Below are 16,477 nucleotides of genomic sequence, written 5' to 3'. Positions count from 1 at the left end.
CGTCGCGTGCTGCCGACGACAAAGCCGCCAGTTTGAACCTCGGTGCTTGCGGCTGACAACCCTCGTCTGGCTTCAGTTTGCCGCTTTGCACTGCCGGGTGAGCATCCTCCGTGACAGGCGCATGCATTCACAGGATAATGCGCCATCCTTTTTCGGCGGCCCTGTGTCCCGGGGCCGGCCCGATCGTTTGTTTGTTCGGCCGCCTTAGCCTGACAACCCTGGAGTGTCTGGTTTGATCGTCTTTCGTTATCTTTCCCGCGAAGTCCTGCTGACCCTGAGCGCCGTGAGTGCGGTGCTGCTGGTCATCATCATGAGTGGGCGCTTCGTCAAGTTCCTCGCGCAGGCCGCATCCGGTGCCCTGGACCCGGGGTCGCTGTTCCTGATCATGGGTTTTCGCCTGCCCGGTTTCCTGCAGCTGATCCTGCCCCTGGGTTTGTTCCTGGGCATCCTCCTGGCCTATGGCCGGCTCTATCTCGAAAGCGAGATGACCGTGCTGTCGGCCACTGGCATGAGCCAGCAGCGCCTGCTGGGCATCACCATGGTCCCGGCTACCCTGGTGGCATTGCTGGTGGCCTGGTTGAGCCTGAGCCTTGCGCCCCAAGGCGCGAACCAGTTCCAGTTGCTGTTGAACAAGCAGGATGCCCTGACCGAGTTCGATACCCTGGTGGCCGGGCGCTTCCAGGCGCTCAACGATGGCAGTCGGGTGACCTATACCGAGCGACTGTCCGATGATCGCACCCAGCTGGGTGGCGTGTTCATCTCCGAGAAGCGCTTGAACCAGGAGAAGAAGGACCAGGGGATTTCCGTGCTGGTGGCCGAGAAGGGGCACCAGGACATTCGTCCCGACGGCAATCGCTACCTGATCCTGGAAAACGGCTATCGCTACGACGGCAACCCCGGCGAGGCCAACTACCGGGTGATCAAGTACGACACCTATGGCGTATTGCTGGAACGTCCGGACATCAGCGAAGAGGTCACTGATCGTGACGCCATGCCTACCGCCGACCTGATCGGCAAGGACGACCTGCGGGCCCGCGCCGAGCTGCAGTGGCGCCTGTCCCTGCCGTTGCTGGTGTTCATCGTGACCCTGATGGCAGTACCGCTGTCACGGGTCAATCCGCGCCAGGGGCGCTTCCTCAAGCTGATCCCGGCGATCCTCTTGTACATGGCCTACCTGACCATCCTGATCTCCGTGCGTGGAGCCATGGAGAAGGGCAAGATTTCGCCTGCCCTGGGCCTCTGGTGGGTCCATGCCCTGTTCCTGGTCATCGGCCTGGGACTGATGTACTGGGAACCGTTGCGTTTGAAAATGGCGAGTCGTCGCAGCATGAAGGAGATGGCTCGTGGCTAAGCTCGATCGCTACATTGGTAGCAGTGTGTTGATGGCCATTCTCGCGGTCCTGGGGATCATCCTCGGGCTGGCCTCGCTGTTCGCCTTCATCGACGAGATGGGCAGCGTCAGCGATACCTATACCGTGATGGACGTGATGAGCTATGTAGTTCTCACCGCCCCGCGCCGGGTCTACGAAATGCTGCCGATGGCCGCGCTGATCGGTTGCCTGATCGGTCTCGGGTCCCTGGCCAGCAACAGTGAACTGACCATCATGCGTGCTGCGGGTGTCTCCGTCGGTCGCATCGTCTGGGCGGTGATGAAACCCATGCTGGTGCTGATGCTGGCGGGCCTGCTGGTGGGTGAATACGTGGCGCCTGCCACCGAGACCCAAGCCCAGGCCAGTCGGGCCCTGGCCCAGGGCTCCGGCGACGCCCAGAGCTCCAAGCACGGCCTGTGGCATCGCCAGGGCGACGAATTCATCCATATCAACGCCGTGCAGCCCAGCGGCCTGCTGTACGGGGTGACCCGCTACCACTTCGATGGCCAGCGTCATCTGCTGTCGTCGAGTTTTGCCCGGCAGGCGCGTTTTCATGAGGAATACTGGCAACTGACGGACGTCACCACCACCTATTTCCGTGAGGGTCATACCGAAGTCATCACCGCGCCCGAGGAGCGCTGGGACGTAGCGCTCAGCCCGCAACTGCTGAGCACTGTGGTGATGGCGCCCGAGTCCCTGTCCATCAGTGGCCTGTGGGGCTACATCCATTACCTGGCCGACCAGGGGCTGAACAATGGCCGTTACTGGTTGGCTTTCTGGGTCAAGATCCTCCAGCCGCTGGTGACCGCGGCCCTGGTGCTGATGGCGATTTCCTTCATCTTTGGTCCGTTGCGCTCGGTGACTCTGGGGCAACGGGTATTTACCGGGGTACTGGTGGGTTTCACCTTCCGTATCGCCCAGGACCTGCTGGGGCCTTCGAGCCTGGTGTTCGGTTTCTCCCCGCTGTTCGCCGTGCTGGTTCCCGCCGGCATCTGCGCGGTCGCCGGGTTCTGGTTGCTACGCCGGGCGGGTTGAGTCGACGCGTTTGCCTCGTTTTGGTGCAGCGCCCCGGCCGGCAGGTCGGGGCGTTTTTGCATTCGACGGACGCTGACCGGCGCACGTGACGCTTGTGCCGAGTATCAGGTACAATTCCCGGCTATTTTTCGGCGGGCCATGCCTGCAGCCTTTTTGAGTGTTCATCCGTGAGTGATTTGAGTCATATCCGCAATTTCTCCATCATCGCCCACATTGACCATGGCAAGTCGACCCTGGCCGACCGCTTCATCCAGATGTGCGGCGGCCTGGCCGATCGCGAAATGGAAGCCCAGGTCCTGGACTCCATGGACCTCGAGCGTGAGCGCGGGATCACCATCAAGGCCCACAGCGTCACCCTCTACTACAAGGCACGCGATGGCGTGACCTATCAGCTGAACTTCATCGATACCCCCGGGCACGTCGATTTCACCTATGAAGTCAGCCGCTCCCTGGCGGCTTGCGAAGGCGCGCTGCTGGTGGTGGATGCCGGTCAGGGCGTCGAGGCCCAGTCGGTTGCCAACTGCTATACCGCCATCGAGCAAGGCCTCGAGGTCATGCCGGTACTGAACAAGATCGACCTGCCACAGGCCGATCCGGAGCGGGTCAAGGAAGAGATCGAGAAGATCATCGGCATCGACGCCACTGATGCCGTGACCTGCAGTGCCAAGACTGGCCTGGGCGTGGACGAAGTGCTCGAGCGCCTGGTGACCACCATCCCGGCCCCTACCGGCAATATCGAAGACCCGCTGCAGGCGCTGATCATCGACTCCTGGTTCGACAACTACCTGGGCGTCGTGTCCCTGGTGCGTGTACGCCATGGTCGGGTGAAGAAAGGCGACAAGATCCTGGTCAAGTCCACCGGCAAGATCCATCTGGTGGACAGCGTCGGTGTGTTCAACCCCAAGCACACCGCCACCGCCGACCTCAAGGCCGGTGAAGTGGGCTTCATCATCGCCGGCATCAAGGACATCCACGGTGCACCGGTGGGCGATACCCTGACCCTGAGCTCGACGCCCGACGTGGAAGTGCTGCCAGGCTTCAAGCGTATTCAGCCGCAGGTCTATGCCGGCCTGTTCCCGGTCAGCTCCGATGACTTCGAGGACTTCCGCGAAGCCCTGCAGAAGCTCACCCTGAACGATTCCTCGCTGCAGTACACCCCGGAAAGCTCCGACGCCCTGGGCTTCGGCTTCCGTTGCGGGTTCCTCGGCATGCTGCACATGGAGATCATCCAGGAGCGCCTGGAGCGCGAATACGACCTGGACCTGATCACCACGGCGCCAACCGTTATCTTCGAGCTGCTGCTCAAGAGCGGTGAAACCATCTACGTCGACAACCCGTCGAAGCTGCCGGACCTGTCGTCGATCGAGGACATGCGCGAACCGATCGTGCGGGCCAACATCCTTGTGCCCCAGGAGCACCTGGGCAACGTCATAACCCTGTGCATCGAGAAGCGCGGCGTGCAGCACGACATGCTGTTCCTCGGTTCTCAGGTTCAGGTCACCTACGACCTGCCGATGAACGAGGTGGTGCTGGACTTCTTCGATCGCCTGAAGTCCACCAGTCGTGGCTATGCTTCGCTGGACTACCACTTCGACCGTTACCAGTCGGCTAATCTGGTGAAGCTGGATGTGTTGATCAACGGTGAGAAAGTCGACGCCCTGGCGCTGATCGTGCACCGTGACAACGCCCACTACAAAGGGCGTGCGTTGACCGAGAAGATGAAAGAACTGATTCCTCGGCAGATGTTTGACGTGGCAATCCAGGCCGCCATCGGCGGGCAGATTGTCGCTCGGACAACCGTCAAGGCCCTCAGAAAGAACGTACTGGCCAAATGCTACGGTGGTGACGTCAGCCGTAAGCGCAAGCTGTTGGAAAAGCAGAAGGCCGGTAAGAAACGCATGAAGCAAGTGGGCAACGTGGAGATTCCACAAGAAGCCTTCCTTGCCGTGCTCAGGTTGGATAGTTAGGTCCTATGTCACTAAATTTCCCGCTGTTGCTGGTCATCGCTGTCTTCGTATGCGGCTTCCTGGCGTTGCTCGACCTGGTGTTACTGGCCCCGCGTCGCCGCTCGGCCATCGCCAACTATCAGGGCAGCGTCAGCCAGCCAGACGGGCTGGTGGTCGAGAAGCTGAACAAGGAGCCGTTGCTGGTTGAATACGGCAAGTCGTTCTTCCCGGTGCTGTTCATCGTCCTGGTGCTGCGTTCGTTCCTGGTGGAGCCGTTCCAGATTCCATCTGGCTCGATGAAACCGACCCTGGATGTGGGCGACTTCATCCTGGTGAACAAGTTTTCCTATGGGATCCGCTTACCGGTGATCGACAAGAAGGTCATCGAGGTGGGTGATCCGCAGCGCGGCGATGTGATGGTGTTCCGCTACCCGAGCGACCCGAACGTCAACTACATCAAGCGTGTGGTCGGCCTGCCGGGCGACGAGGTGCGCTACACCAGCGACAAGCACCTGTTCGTCAACGGCCAGCCGGTGGCGGAGCAGCTGGTGGGGGCCGAACCCGGCACGCTGGGCAGCGCTGAGCTGTACAAGGAAAAACTCGGCGCCGCCGAGCACCTGATCCGCAAGGAAATGAGCCGCTACCGGGCCACCCCGGACGGTCGTTGGGTCGTTCCCGCCGGTCACTACTTCATGATGGGCGACAACCGCGACAACTCCAATGACAGTCGATACTGGGACGATCCGAGCATTCCCAAGGACCTGCTAGGCATGGTTCCCGACAAGAATATCGTCGGCAAGGCCTTTGCAGTCTGGATGAGCTGGCCCGAACCGAAACTCAGCCACCTGCCGAATTTCTCGCGGGTTGGCCTGATCAAGTAATCACACGCGGCGCTGTTGAACACAGCGCCGAATGCTTTTCTGGCTCTTGTATAAAACCACCCGGCCTTCAGGTGGTTGGCAGCCGGGGGCATGCAATCAATGATATTCAGGATGTGGATTTGAACACAGCGTTAATAGCCACCCGCACCTTGTGCGCGGCCCCTGGGATGGCGAGTTTCGGCGACGAAACCAGTGTGGGTAAACCGTGAGCGTTTCTTTGAGTCGTCTCGAGCGTCAGCTCGGTTATTCCTTCAAGGATCAGGAGTTGATGCTCCTGGCCCTCACTCACCGCAGTTTCGCCGGGCGCAACAACGAGCGCCTGGAGTTCCTGGGGGATGCGATCCTCAACTTCGTGGCCGGCGAGGCGCTGTTCGAGCGTTTTCCCCAGGCTCGCGAAGGCCAGTTGTCGCGTTTGCGAGCGCGCCTGGTGAAAGGTGAAACACTGGCGGTACTGGCCCGTGGTTTTGACCTGGGCGAATACCTGCGGCTGGGTTCCGGCGAATTGAAGAGCGGCGGCTTCCGTCGCGAGTCGATCCTCGCCGACGCCCTCGAGGCACTGATCGGTGCGATCTACCTGGATGCCGGGATGGAGACTGCCCGCGACCGCGTGCTGTCCTGGCTGGCCTCGGAGTTCGAGAGCCTGACCCTGGTGGATACCAACAAGGATCCCAAGACGCGGCTGCAGGAGTTCCTCCAGTCCCGGGCCTGCGAACTGCCACGCTATGAAGTGGTGGATATCCAGGGCGAGCCGCATTGCCGGACATTCTTCGTGGAATGTGAAGTCACCTTATTGAATGAAAAAAGCCGGGGTCAGGGTGTGAGCCGTCGCATTGCCGAACAGGTAGCGGCCGCCGCAGCACTGATTGCCCTGGGTGTGGAGAATGGCCATGACTGATTCAACCGCAACACGCTGTGGCTATGTCGCCATCGTCGGCCGCCCCAACGTGGGCAAGTCGACGCTGCTCAACCACATCCTTGGCCAGAAGCTGGCGATCACCTCGCGCAAGCCGCAGACCACTCGTCACAACATGCTCGGGATCAAGACCGAGGGCGCCGTGCAGGCCATCTACGTCGACACCCCCGGCATGCACAAGAGCAACGAGAAGGCGCTGAACCGCTACATGAACAAGACTGCCTCTGCAGCGTTGAAAGACGTCGACGTGGTGATCTTCGTGGTCGATCGCACCAAGTGGACCGACGAAGACCAACTGGTCCTGGAGCGCGTCCAGTATGTGCAGGGGCCGGTGATCCTGGCGATCAACAAGACCGATCGCATCGAGGACAAGGCCGAGCTGATGCCGCACCTGACCTGGTTGCAGGAGCAGTTGCCGAACGCCGAGATCGTCCCGGTGTCCGCCCAGCAGGGACATAACCTGGATGCCCTGGAAGGCCTGATCGCCAAGCACCTGCCGGAGAACGACCACTTCTTTCCGGAAGACCAGATCACCGATCGCAGCAGTCGTTTCCTCGCTGCTGAACTGGTGCGCGAAAAGATCATGCGCCAGCTGGGAGCCGAGCTGCCGTACCAGATCACGGTGGAGATCGAAGAGTTCAAGCAACAGGGCAAGATCCTGCATATCCACGCCCTGATTCTTGTCGAGCGCGACGGCCAGAAGAAAATCATCATTGGCGACAAGGGTGAGCGCATCAAGCGCATTGGCATGGAAGCGCGCAAGGACATGGAGCTGCTGTTCGACTCCAAGGTCATGCTCAACCTCTGGGTCAAGGTCAAGGGCGGCTGGTCCGACGATGAGCGCGCCTTGCGTTCCCTGGGCTACGGCGACCTCTGAGACCCCATGCTGACGAGTCGGCTCCTGCCTGGTGCCGACTCGCCAACGAATAGCCTCGATATTCCTGTCGGACCCGGTTCCCTCTCTTTCGCCGAGATCCCTCGCAACCATGTCCAGCAACGCCCCAGTCGGCCAACTCGCCTACGTCCTGCATAGCCGCGCCTACCGCGAGAGCAGCGCCCTGGTGGATTTCCTCACCCCTCAAGGTCGTTTGCGCGCCGTGCTGCGCAATGCCCGAGGCAAGGCCGGTACGCTGGCGCGACCCTTCGTGCCCCTGGAGGTCGAGTTTCGTGGCCGCGGTGAGCTGAAGAATGTCGGTCGCATGGAGAGCGCCGGTATTGCTGCCTGGCTCAATGGCGAGGCGCTGTTCAGTGGCCTCTATCTGAATGAACTGCTGATTCGCCTGCTGCCGGCGGAAGATCCCCATCCGGCGGTGTTCGACCACTATGCCGCCACCCTGCTGGCCTTGGCCGAAGGGCGCCCCCTGGAGCCCCTGTTGCGGGCCTTTGAGTGGCGCCTGCTGGACGACCTGGGTTACGGCTTTGCCCTGGACAGTGACCTCCATGGTGCGCCCATCGCGGCTGACGGCCTGTACCGTTTGCAGGTGGATGCCGGGTTGGAGCAGGTGTTCCTGTTGCAGCCGGGGCTGTTCAATGGCACCGAGCTGCTGGCCATGGCCGAGGCCGACTGGAGCGCCCCCGGCGCGCTGTCGGCGGCCAAGCGCCTGATGCGCCAGGCCCTGGCAGTGCACCTGGGCGGTCGCCCCCTGGTCAGTCGCGAGTTGTTTCGCAAGCCTTAGTCTCCCCGTATGCTGTGCGCCGAATCTTCATTTATTCAGGAGCGCTTCCGTGACCACCAGCAATCGCATTCTTCTTGGCGTGAACATCGACCACGTTGCCACTCTGCGCCAGGCCCGGGGCACTCGTTACCCTGATCCGGTCAAGGCCGCGCTGGATGCGGAAGAGGCGGGCGCCGACGGTATCACCGTGCACCTGCGCGAAGACCGCCGGCATATCCAGGAGCGCGATGTGTTGCTGCTCAAGGACGTGCTGCAGACCCGCATGAATTTCGAGATGGGCGTCACCGAGGAAATGATGGCCTTTGCCGAGCGTATCCGTCCGGCGCACATCTGCCTGGTGCCGGAAACCCGTCAGGAACTCACCACCGAGGGCGGCCTGGACGTGGCGGGGCAGGAAGCACGGATCAAGGCTGCGGTTGAGCGCCTGTCGAAGATCGGCGCGGAAGTGTCGCTGTTCATCGACGCCGACGAGCGCCAGATCGAAGCCTCCAAGCGGGTCGGCGCGCCAGCTGTCGAGCTGCACACGGGGCGTTATGCCGATGCCCAGACGCCGACTGAAGTGGCCGAGGAGCTGCAGCGCATCGTCGACGGTGTTGCCGTGGGGTTGGCCCAGGGGTTGATCGTCAATGCCGGTCATGGCCTGCATTACCACAACGTCGAGGCAGTGGCGGCGATCAAGGGCATCAACGAGTTGAACATCGGCCACGCCCTGGTGGGCCACGCGCTGTTTGTCGGTTTCAAGGGCGCGGTAGCGGAAATGAAGGCCCTGATCCTGGCAGCTGCCGCCAAGGCCTGACCGCGGCACCTGTAGCTGCTGCCGCAGGCTGCGACAAGGCCCGGAGGCCCTTCAGCGATCTGGCTATCTAGTGATCGCCGCAGCCTTGGCGCCTAGAGCGGTGGATTCTCTTCCGGCGGCTTGGCCTTGTTGACACCCGGCACGTGCAGGTTGCCTTCGGCAACCTGGTCACCCTCCAGCTGTGGCTGGGTCACCCAGGTGAGAATGTCGTAGTAGCGGCGGATGTTGGCAACGAAGTGCACCGGCTCGCCGCCCCGGGCATAGCCGTAGCGGGTCTTGCTGTACCACTGCTTCTGCGACAGGCGCGGCAGCATCTTCTTCACGTCCAGCCACTTGTTCGGGTTCAGGCCTTCGCGCTTGGCCAGGGTGCGCGCGTCTTCCAGGTGCCCGGTGCCGACGTTGTAGGCGGCGAGGGCGAACCACGTGCGGTCCGGTTCCTCGATCTTGTCGTCCAGCTGGTTGCTGATGTAGGCCAGGTATTTTGCCCCGCCGCTGATGCTCTGCCTGGGGTCCAGGCGGTTGGAGACGCCCATGGCCTGGGCGGTGTTCTGGGTGAGCATCATCAGGCCGCGCACGCCAGTCTTGGAGGTCACTTCGGCCTGCCACATGGATTCCTGGTAGCCGACGGCTGCCAGCAGGCGCCAGTCGAGCTTTTCCTGCTTGGCGGAAGCCTTGAAGTGTTTTTCGTACTTGGGCAGGCGCTGCTGCAGGTGCTGGGCGAAGGTGTAGGCGCCGACATAACCGAGCACGTCGACATGGCCGTAGTAACGGTCCTTCAGGCGTTGCAGGGTGCCATTCTTCTGCACCTTGTCGAGGAATCCGTTGATCTCGTTGAGCAGGCTGTTGTCGTCGCCGGCGGCCACTGCCCAACTCTGGCTGCGAGCATCGCCGAGGTCGAAGGCCACCCGTACATTGGGGAAATACACCTGGTTCATCGCCAGTTCGTTGGAGTCCACCAGGGTCAGGTCGATCTGTCCTTCGTCCACCATGCGCAGCAGGTCGACCACTTCCACGGCGTCCGACTCTTCGTATTCGATGCCGGGGTACTTGAGCTTGAGCTCAGCCAGTTGCTCGGCATGGCTGCTGCCCTTGAGCACCATGATGTGCTTGCCCACCAAGTCCTTGGCAGTGGTGGGCCGGGACTGGCCGTTGCGATAGATGATCTGCGGGGTGACGTCCAGGTAGGGGTGGGAGAACCGCACCTGTTGCTTGCGCTGGTCGCTGCCCACCAGGCCCGCGGCTGCCAGTACCGGGCCCTTGGGTTGGCCCAGTTGGGCGAACAGGTCATCGAGGTTGTCGGCGGTCTCGATCTTCAGCTCGACCCCCAGATCATCGGCAAAGCGTTTCACCAGCTCGTATTCGAAGCCGGTTTCACCATTGCGATCCTGAAAGTAGGTGGCAGGACTGTTCCGGGTGATGACCCGCAGTACACCATCCTCCTTTATGCGCTCCAGGGTGCTGGGTTTTTCAACGCAGGCGCCGAGCATCAGGAAGAGTCCGGTAACGATGAGCCACTTGGCGCAGCGCGGACGTAAAGCCATAGGGGAAAACATTGGCGCAGTATACGCAAAGCACAACGGGCGCCATATCTCGACAGCGAGGGGCTTGTCTGCTAGCGATTGGCAGTTCGGGCTGCAGCCCTTGGGAATGGGGCCTCGCAGGCCAGTGTGACGATTCAAATAACCCTTGGCGATAACCTCGATAAGCCTTTGTTATAGGCAGGCATGCCCGGGCCGACGCCCGGAGGCGCTGGTGCATAGCGTTTCGAGTGCCGATGCCGACGGTTTACGTTAGAATGCACGGCCTCAAAGCACACCCCCTTCCCGAGGCTGTCCCGAAGATGTTGATCCTGCGCGGCGCTCCTGCCCTTTCTGCCTTTCGCCACAGCAAACTCCTTGAGCAACTGAGCCAGAAAGTCCCGGCTGTCAGTGGCTTGTATGCTGAATTCGCTCACTTCGCCGAGGTTACCGGCGACCTGACCGGCGACGAACAGCAGGTGCTTGCGCGCCTTCTGAAGTACGGCCCAAGCGTTCCGGTACAAGAACCTGCCGGTCGCCTGTTCCTGGTCCTGCCGCGTTTCGGCACCATCTCGCCATGGTCGAGCAAGGCCAGCGATATCGCTCGCAACTGCGGCCTGGCGAAGGTCCAGCGTCTGGAACGGGGTATTGCCTTCTATGTGGCGGGCGAGCTCAGCGACGCCGAGGCCCAGCTGGTCAGCGACGCCCTGCACGACCGCATGACCCAGATCGTGGTGGCCAACCTCGAGCAGGCCGCCGGCCTGTTCAGCCATGCCGAACCCAGGCCGCTGACCGCCATCGACATTCTCGGTGGTGGCCGTGCCGCCCTGGAACGGGCCAACAGCGAGCTGGGCCTGGCCCTGGCCGAAGACGAAATCGACTACCTGATGACGGCCTTCCAGGGCCTGGCCCGCAATCCCCACGACATCGAACTGATGATGTTCGCCCAGGCCAACTCCGAGCACTGCCGCCACAAGATCTTCAACGCCAGTTGGGACATCGACGGCCAGAGCCAGGAAAAAAGCCTGTTCGGCATGATCAAGAACACCTACCAGATGCACAGCGAAGGTGTGCTCTCGGCCTACAAAGACAACGCCGCGGTGATCGTCGGCTCCGTCGCCGGACGTTTCTACCCGAATCCCGAGACCCGCCAGTACGGCGCGGTGCAGGAGCCGGTGCATATCCTGATGAAGGTCGAGACCCACAACCATCCGACCGCCATCGCGCCGTTCCCGGGGGCCTCCACCGGCTCCGGCGGCGAGATCCGCGACGAAGGCGCCACGGGTCGTGGTGCCAAGCCCAAGGCCGGGCTGACCGGCTTTACCGTATCCAACCTGCAGATTCCCGGCTTCGAACAGCCATGGGAAGTACCGTACGGCAAACCCGAGCGCATCGTCGATGCCCTGGACATCATGATCGAAGGCCCGCTGGGCGGCGCGGCGTTCAACAACGAATTCGGCCGTCCGGCCCTGACCGGCTACTTCCGTACCTTCGAGCAATCCATCACCACGCCTCGTGGTGAAGAAGTTCGTGGCTACCACAAGCCGATCATGCTGGCGGGCGGCATGGGCAACATCCGCGACGAGCACGTGCAGAAGGGCGAGATCACCGTCGGTTCCAAGCTGATCGTCCTCGGCGGCCCGGCGATGCTCATCGGCCTGGGTGGCGGTGCTGCGTCCTCCATGGCCACCGGTACCAGCTCGGCGGACCTGGACTTCGCCTCGGTGCAGCGCGAGAACCCGGAAATGGAGCGTCGTTGCCAGGAAGTCATCGACCGTTGCTGGCAACTGGGTGACAACAACCCCATCAGCTTCATCCACGACGTGGGTGCCGGTGGCCTGTCCAACGCCTTCCCCGAGCTGGTCAACGACGGCGGCCGTGGCGGCCGCTTCGAGCTGCGCAACATTCCCAATGACGAGCCGGGCATGGCCCCGCACGAAATCTGGTCCAACGAATCCCAGGAGCGTTATGTCCTGGCGGTAGGCGCGGCGGACTTCGAACGCTTCAAGGCCATCTGCGAGCGCGAGCGCTGCCCGTTCGCGGTGGTGGGCGAAGCCACCGCCGAACCGCAGTTGACCGTGACCGACAGCCATTACGGCAACAGCCCGGTGGACATGCCCCTGGAAGTGCTGCTGGGCAAGGCCCCGCGCATGCACCGTTCGGCCGTGCGTGAAACCGAACTGGGTGATGATTTCGACCCGAGCATCCTGGATATCGCCGAGAGCATCGAACGCGTCCTGCACCACCCGGCCGTGGCCAGCAAGAGCTTCCTGATCACCATCGGCGACCGTACCATCACCGGCCTCGTGGCCCGCGACCAGATGGTCGGCCCATGGCAGGTGCCGGTAGCCGACGTGGCCGTCACCGCCACCAGCTTCGACGTCTACTCCGGCGAAGCCATGGCCATGGGCGAGCGCACTCCGCTGGCCCTGCTGGATGCCCCGGCGTCCGGCCGCATGGCGATCGGCGAGACCCTGACCAACATCGCGGCCTCGCGCATCGGCAAGATCAGCGACATCAAGCTTTCCGCCAACTGGATGTCCGCTGCCGGCCATCCGGGCGAGGACGCGCGCCTGTACGACACCGTCAAGGCCGTCGGCATGGAGCTGTGCCCGGAACTGGGCATCACCATCCCGGTGGGCAAGGACTCCATGTCCATGGCCACCCGCTGGAACGAAGAAGGCGTGGACAAGAGCGTCACCTCGCCGCTGTCGCTGATCGTCACCGGCTTCGCCCCGGTCACCGACATTCGCAAGACCCTGACCCCGCAACTGCGCATGGACAAGGGCACCACCGACCTGATCCTGATCGACCTGGGTCGCGGCCAGAACCGCATGGGTGCCTCGATCCTGGCCCAGGTGCACGGCAAGCTTGGCAAGCAGGCCCCGGACGTCGACGACGCCGAAGACCTGAAGGCCTTCTTTGCGGTGATCCAGGGCCTCAATGCCGATGATCACTTGCTGGCCTACCATGACCGTTCCGACGGCGGCCTGCTGACCAGCGCGGTGGAAATGGCCTTTGCCGGCCACTGCGGCCTGAACCTGAACCTGGATGCACTGGCTGCCAGCACCGCGGATATCGCCGCGATCCTGTTCAACGAAGAGCTGGGTGCCGTGATCCAGGTCCGCCAGGATGCCACCCCGAGCGTGCTGGCGCAGTTCAGCGCTGCGGGCCTGGGCGACTGCGTGGCCGTGATCGGCCAGCCGGTCAACAATGGCCATATCAACATCACCTTCAACGGCGAGAACGTGTTCGCCGGCGAGCGCCGCGTCATGCAGCGCCAGTGGGCCGAGACCAGCTACCAGATCCAGCGTCTGCGCGACAACGCCGACTGCGCCGAGCAGGAGTTCGACGTGGTGCTGGAAGAAGACAACCCGGGCCTGAGCGCCAAGCTGAGCTTCGACGTCAACCAGGACATCGCCGCCCCCTACATCAAGAAGGGCGTGCGTCCACAAGTGGCCGTGCTGCGTGAGCAGGGTGTCAACGGCCAGGTGGAGATGGCCGCGGCATTCGATCGTGCCGGCTTCAATGCGATCGACGTGCACATGAGCGACATTCTTGCCGGTCGCGTCGACCTCAACGAGTTCAAGGGCATGGTCGCCTGCGGCGGTTTCTCCTACGGTGACGTGCTGGGTGCCGGCGAGGGCTGGGCCAAGTCGGCCCTGTTCAACAGCCGTGCCCGTGATGCCTTCCAGGGGTTCTTCGAGCGCAATGACACCTTCACCCTCGGCGTGTGCAACGGTTGCCAGATGATGTCCAACCTGCATGAGCTGATCCCCGGCAGCGAGTTCTGGCCACACTTCGTGCGCAACCGTTCCGAGCAGTTCGAGGCCCGGGTGGCCATGGTCCAGGTGCAGGAGTCGAATTCGATCTTCCTGCAGGGCATGGCTGGTTCGCGGATGCCGATCGCCATCGCCCACGGCGAAGGTCATGCGGAGTTCGAAAGCGAAGAGGCGTTGCTGGAAGCCGACCTGTCCGGATGTGTAGCCCTGCGTTTCGTCGACAACCACGGCAAGGTCACCGAACGCTACCCGGCCAACCCCAACGGTTCGCCACGCGGGATTACCGGTCTCACCAGTCGCGACGGTCGCGTCACCATCATGATGCCGCACCCTGAGCGGGTGTTCCGCGCCGTGCAGAACTCCTGGCGTCCTGATGAGTGGAGCGAGGATGCGGCCTGGATGCGCATGTTCCGCAACGCTCGTGTCTGGGTGAACTGAAACTGATGTACAAGCTCAGCTTCTTCGTGCCCCCAAGCCATGTGGATCTGGTCAAGAGTGCCGTGTTTGCCGCGGGAGGCGGACGCATCGGGACTTATGACCAATGCGCATGGCAGGTGCTTGGCCAGGGTCAGTTCCGCCCGCTGGACGGCAGCCAGCCGTTCCTCGGGCAGACTGGCCAGGTGGAGCAGGTGGAGGAATGGAAAGTCGAGCTGGTGGTGGCCGATGAACTGATCCGCGACGTGGTGCAGGCCCTCAAGCAGAGCCATCCCTACGAGACCCCGGCCTACGAGGTCTGGCGCCTGGAACAGTTCTAGGGTTATCCACAGGCAAAAAGCCCGCTGGACCGGAAACGGCCAGCGGGCTTTTTCATGGGCGCAAGGTATCTGGCGAGCAGGCCGCTCAGGCCCCTGCGCTGACCTCGCGATGCATCAGGGGTTGCAGGGCGGCTTGCAGGCCGGCGGCTTTTTCGCCGATCAGCACGTGCCAGACATCTCCTTCCAGGCGCCGGGTACCCTGGCAGCCCAGGCCCTTGAGTGCGGCCTCCGACAGACTCCGGCTGTCACCGAGCTGTACCCGCAGGCGGGTCAGGGCCACGCAGTCCAGTTGCAGCAGGTTGTCGCGACCGCCCAGGGCGCTGAGCCACTGTTGGGCTTCATGGGCGGGAACCTGGATCGATGGCAGGGCCGGCTCGCTCGCCAGGGGCACGGGGACGGCGGGGGAGGAGGGCAGGGCCTGGCGGATTTCATCGGCGATGCTGTCGGCCATCGGCCCGACCACCACCTGCAGGCTGCCACCCTTGCCGGGGCGCACCACCGCCATGGCGCCGAGGGCCTTGAGGTCGGCGTCATGGGCCTGGTCGCGGTTCGCCAGTTCCAGGCGCAGGCGGGTGGTGCAGGCGCCCACGGTGAGCAGGTTGGCGGCGCCCCCCAGGGCCTTGATATAGGCCGTTGCGCGTTGATCGCCGGCCAGCTCTGACCTCTCACTGGTCGGGCTGTCCTCGCGGCCTGGCGTCTTGAGATTGAAGCGGCGGATGCAGAAGTCGAACACCAGGTAGTAGACCACGGCATACAGCAGGCCCACTGGCAGCACCTTCCAGCCATTGGTGGAGCGACCCCAGCCCAGGGCCATGTCGATGGCACCGCCGGAGAACGTGAAGCCCAGGTGGATGTCCAGCAAGTTGGTCAGGGCCATGGAGAGCCCCGTGAGCAGCGCGTGCAGCAGGTACAGCAGCGGCGCCAGGAACATGAAGGCGAACTCGATGGGCTCGGTGACCCCGGTGAGGAAGGACGTCAGGGCCATGGACAGGAAGATCCCGCCCATCACCTTGCGCCGTTCCGGCAGGGCATTGCGGTACATCGCCAGGCAGGCGGCAGGCAGGCCGAACAGCATCACCGGGAACATCCCGGTCATGAACTGGCCGCCATTGGGGTCGCCGGCGAAGTAGCGGGTCAGGTCGCCGGTGACCACCGCGCCGGTGCTCGGGTCGGTGAAGCTGCCAAAGATGAACCAGGCCATGTTGTTGAGGATGTGGTGCAGGCCGGTGATGATCAGCAGGCGGTTGAACACGCCGAAGACGAATGCGCCGACGCTGCCGCTCTCCAGCAGCAGTTGGCCGAAGCTGTTGATGGCGTGCTGGACCGGCGGCCAGATCAGGCCGAACACCACCCCCAGGCCCACGGCCGTGAAGCCGGTGACGATGGGCACGAAGCGCCGGCCACCGAAGAACGCCAGGTACTCCGGCAGCTTGATGTCCTTGAAACGGTTGTACAGCGCGCCGGCCATCAGCCCGCTGATGATCCCGGCGAGCATGCCCATGTTGATGCTGGCGTCCAGCACCTTGAGGGTCGAGATCATGACCAGGTAGCCGATGGCCCCCGCCAGCCCGGCGGTACCGTTGTTGTCCTTGGCGAACCCCACGGCGATGCCGATGGCGAATATCAGCGCCAGGTTGCCGAAGATCGACTGGCCGGCATCGTGGATGATCGCGATGTCCAGCAGGTCGGTATCGCCCAGGCGCAGCAGCAAGCCGGCGATGGGCAGGATGGCGATGGGCAGCATCAGCGCCCGGCCGAGGCGTTGCAGGCCCTCGATGAAATACTGGTACATGGCGTCTCTCCTGT

12 protein-coding genes are annotated in these 16,477 nt (G+C 63.0%); 10 read left to right on the top strand and 2 right to left on the bottom strand.

Going from position 1 to position 16,477, the window contains the following annotated elements:
• Nucleotides 1–232 precede the first annotated feature (232 nt).
• The 8 genes from lptF (at nucleotide 233) to pdxJ (ending at nucleotide 8,617) form a co-directional block, all read left to right on the top strand.
• On the top strand, nucleotides 233–1,351 hold the full coding sequence (gene lptF, locus LGQ10_RS13785) for an LPS export ABC transporter permease LptF (RefSeq protein WP_058436464.1): 1,119 nt from the start codon (nucleotides 233–235) through the stop codon (nucleotides 1,349–1,351).
• On the top strand, nucleotides 1,344–2,405 hold the full coding sequence (gene lptG, locus LGQ10_RS13780; RefSeq protein ID WP_058436463.1) for an LPS export ABC transporter permease LptG: 1,062 nt from the start codon (nucleotides 1,344–1,346) through the stop codon (nucleotides 2,403–2,405). Before lptF ends, lptG begins: the two co-directional genes overlap by 8 nt.
• 167 nt (nucleotides 2,406–2,572) lie before the next feature.
• Entirely contained in the window at nucleotides 2,573–4,372 is a 1,800-nt protein-coding gene (gene lepA / locus LGQ10_RS13775; protein ID WP_058436462.1) for a translation elongation factor 4, read from the top strand.
• Nucleotides 4,373–4,377: 5 nt separating this feature from the next.
• Nucleotides 4,378–5,232, top strand: a complete 855-nt coding sequence (gene lepB / locus LGQ10_RS13770; RefSeq protein ID WP_058436461.1) for a signal peptidase I — start codon at nucleotides 4,378–4,380, stop codon at nucleotides 5,230–5,232.
• Nucleotides 5,233–5,437: 205 nt separating this feature from the next.
• The gene (rnc, locus tag LGQ10_RS13765) at nucleotides 5,438–6,127 is read left to right on the top strand and encodes a ribonuclease III (RefSeq protein WP_011059421.1); all 690 of its coding nucleotides are present in this window, start codon (nucleotides 5,438–5,440) and stop codon (nucleotides 6,125–6,127) included.
• On the top strand, nucleotides 6,120–7,022 hold the full coding sequence (gene era, locus LGQ10_RS13760) for a GTPase Era (protein ID WP_058436459.1): 903 nt from the start codon (nucleotides 6,120–6,122) through the stop codon (nucleotides 7,020–7,022). The genes rnc and era overlap by 8 nt, the downstream gene beginning before the upstream one ends.
• 109 nt (nucleotides 7,023–7,131) lie before the next feature.
• Nucleotides 7,132–7,821, top strand: coding sequence for a DNA repair protein RecO (gene recO / locus LGQ10_RS13755; RefSeq protein ID WP_058436458.1), 690 nt, complete (start codon nucleotides 7,132–7,134; stop codon nucleotides 7,819–7,821).
• Nucleotides 7,822–7,870: 49 nt separating this feature from the next.
• Entirely contained in the window at nucleotides 7,871–8,617 is a 747-nt protein-coding gene (gene pdxJ, locus LGQ10_RS13750) for a pyridoxine 5'-phosphate synthase (RefSeq protein ID WP_226525863.1), read from the top strand.
• A 92-nt stretch (nucleotides 8,618–8,709) separates the two neighbouring features.
• Here pdxJ and mltF read toward each other — a convergent pair whose 3' ends face one another.
• On the bottom strand, nucleotides 8,710–10,170 hold the full coding sequence (mltF, locus tag LGQ10_RS13745) for a membrane-bound lytic murein transglycosylase MltF (RefSeq protein WP_058436456.1): 1,461 nt from the start codon (nucleotides 10,168–10,170) through the stop codon (nucleotides 8,710–8,712).
• Nucleotides 10,171–10,457: 287 nt separating this feature from the next.
• Between mltF and purL the strand changes: the two genes are divergently transcribed.
• Together purL and cutA are read left to right on the top strand one after the other, a co-directional pair.
• The gene (gene purL / locus LGQ10_RS13740; RefSeq protein ID WP_226525862.1) at nucleotides 10,458–14,354 is read left to right on the top strand and encodes a phosphoribosylformylglycinamidine synthase; all 3,897 of its coding nucleotides are present in this window, start codon (nucleotides 10,458–10,460) and stop codon (nucleotides 14,352–14,354) included.
• 5 nt (nucleotides 14,355–14,359) lie between these two features.
• Nucleotides 14,360–14,671, top strand: a complete 312-nt coding sequence (cutA, locus tag LGQ10_RS13735; protein WP_058437484.1) for a YqfO family protein — start codon at nucleotides 14,360–14,362, stop codon at nucleotides 14,669–14,671.
• Between the two features lie 85 nt (nucleotides 14,672–14,756).
• Here the strand turns inward: cutA and nagE are convergent, their stop codons facing one another.
• The gene (gene nagE, locus LGQ10_RS13730; protein ID WP_226525861.1) at nucleotides 14,757–16,463 is read right to left on the bottom strand and encodes an N-acetylglucosamine-specific PTS transporter subunit IIBC; all 1,707 of its coding nucleotides are present in this window, start codon (nucleotides 16,461–16,463) and stop codon (nucleotides 14,757–14,759) included.
• Between the last annotated feature and the right edge of the window lie 14 nt (nucleotides 16,464–16,477).

Origin of the sequence: Pseudomonas sp. L5B5, assembly GCF_020520285.1 — a bacterium.
Lineage (GTDB): Bacteria > Pseudomonadota > Gammaproteobacteria > Pseudomonadales > Pseudomonadaceae > Aquipseudomonas.
Note: the sequence above shows the minus strand (reverse complement) of the source record. Positions and strands in the feature narration are given on the sequence as shown.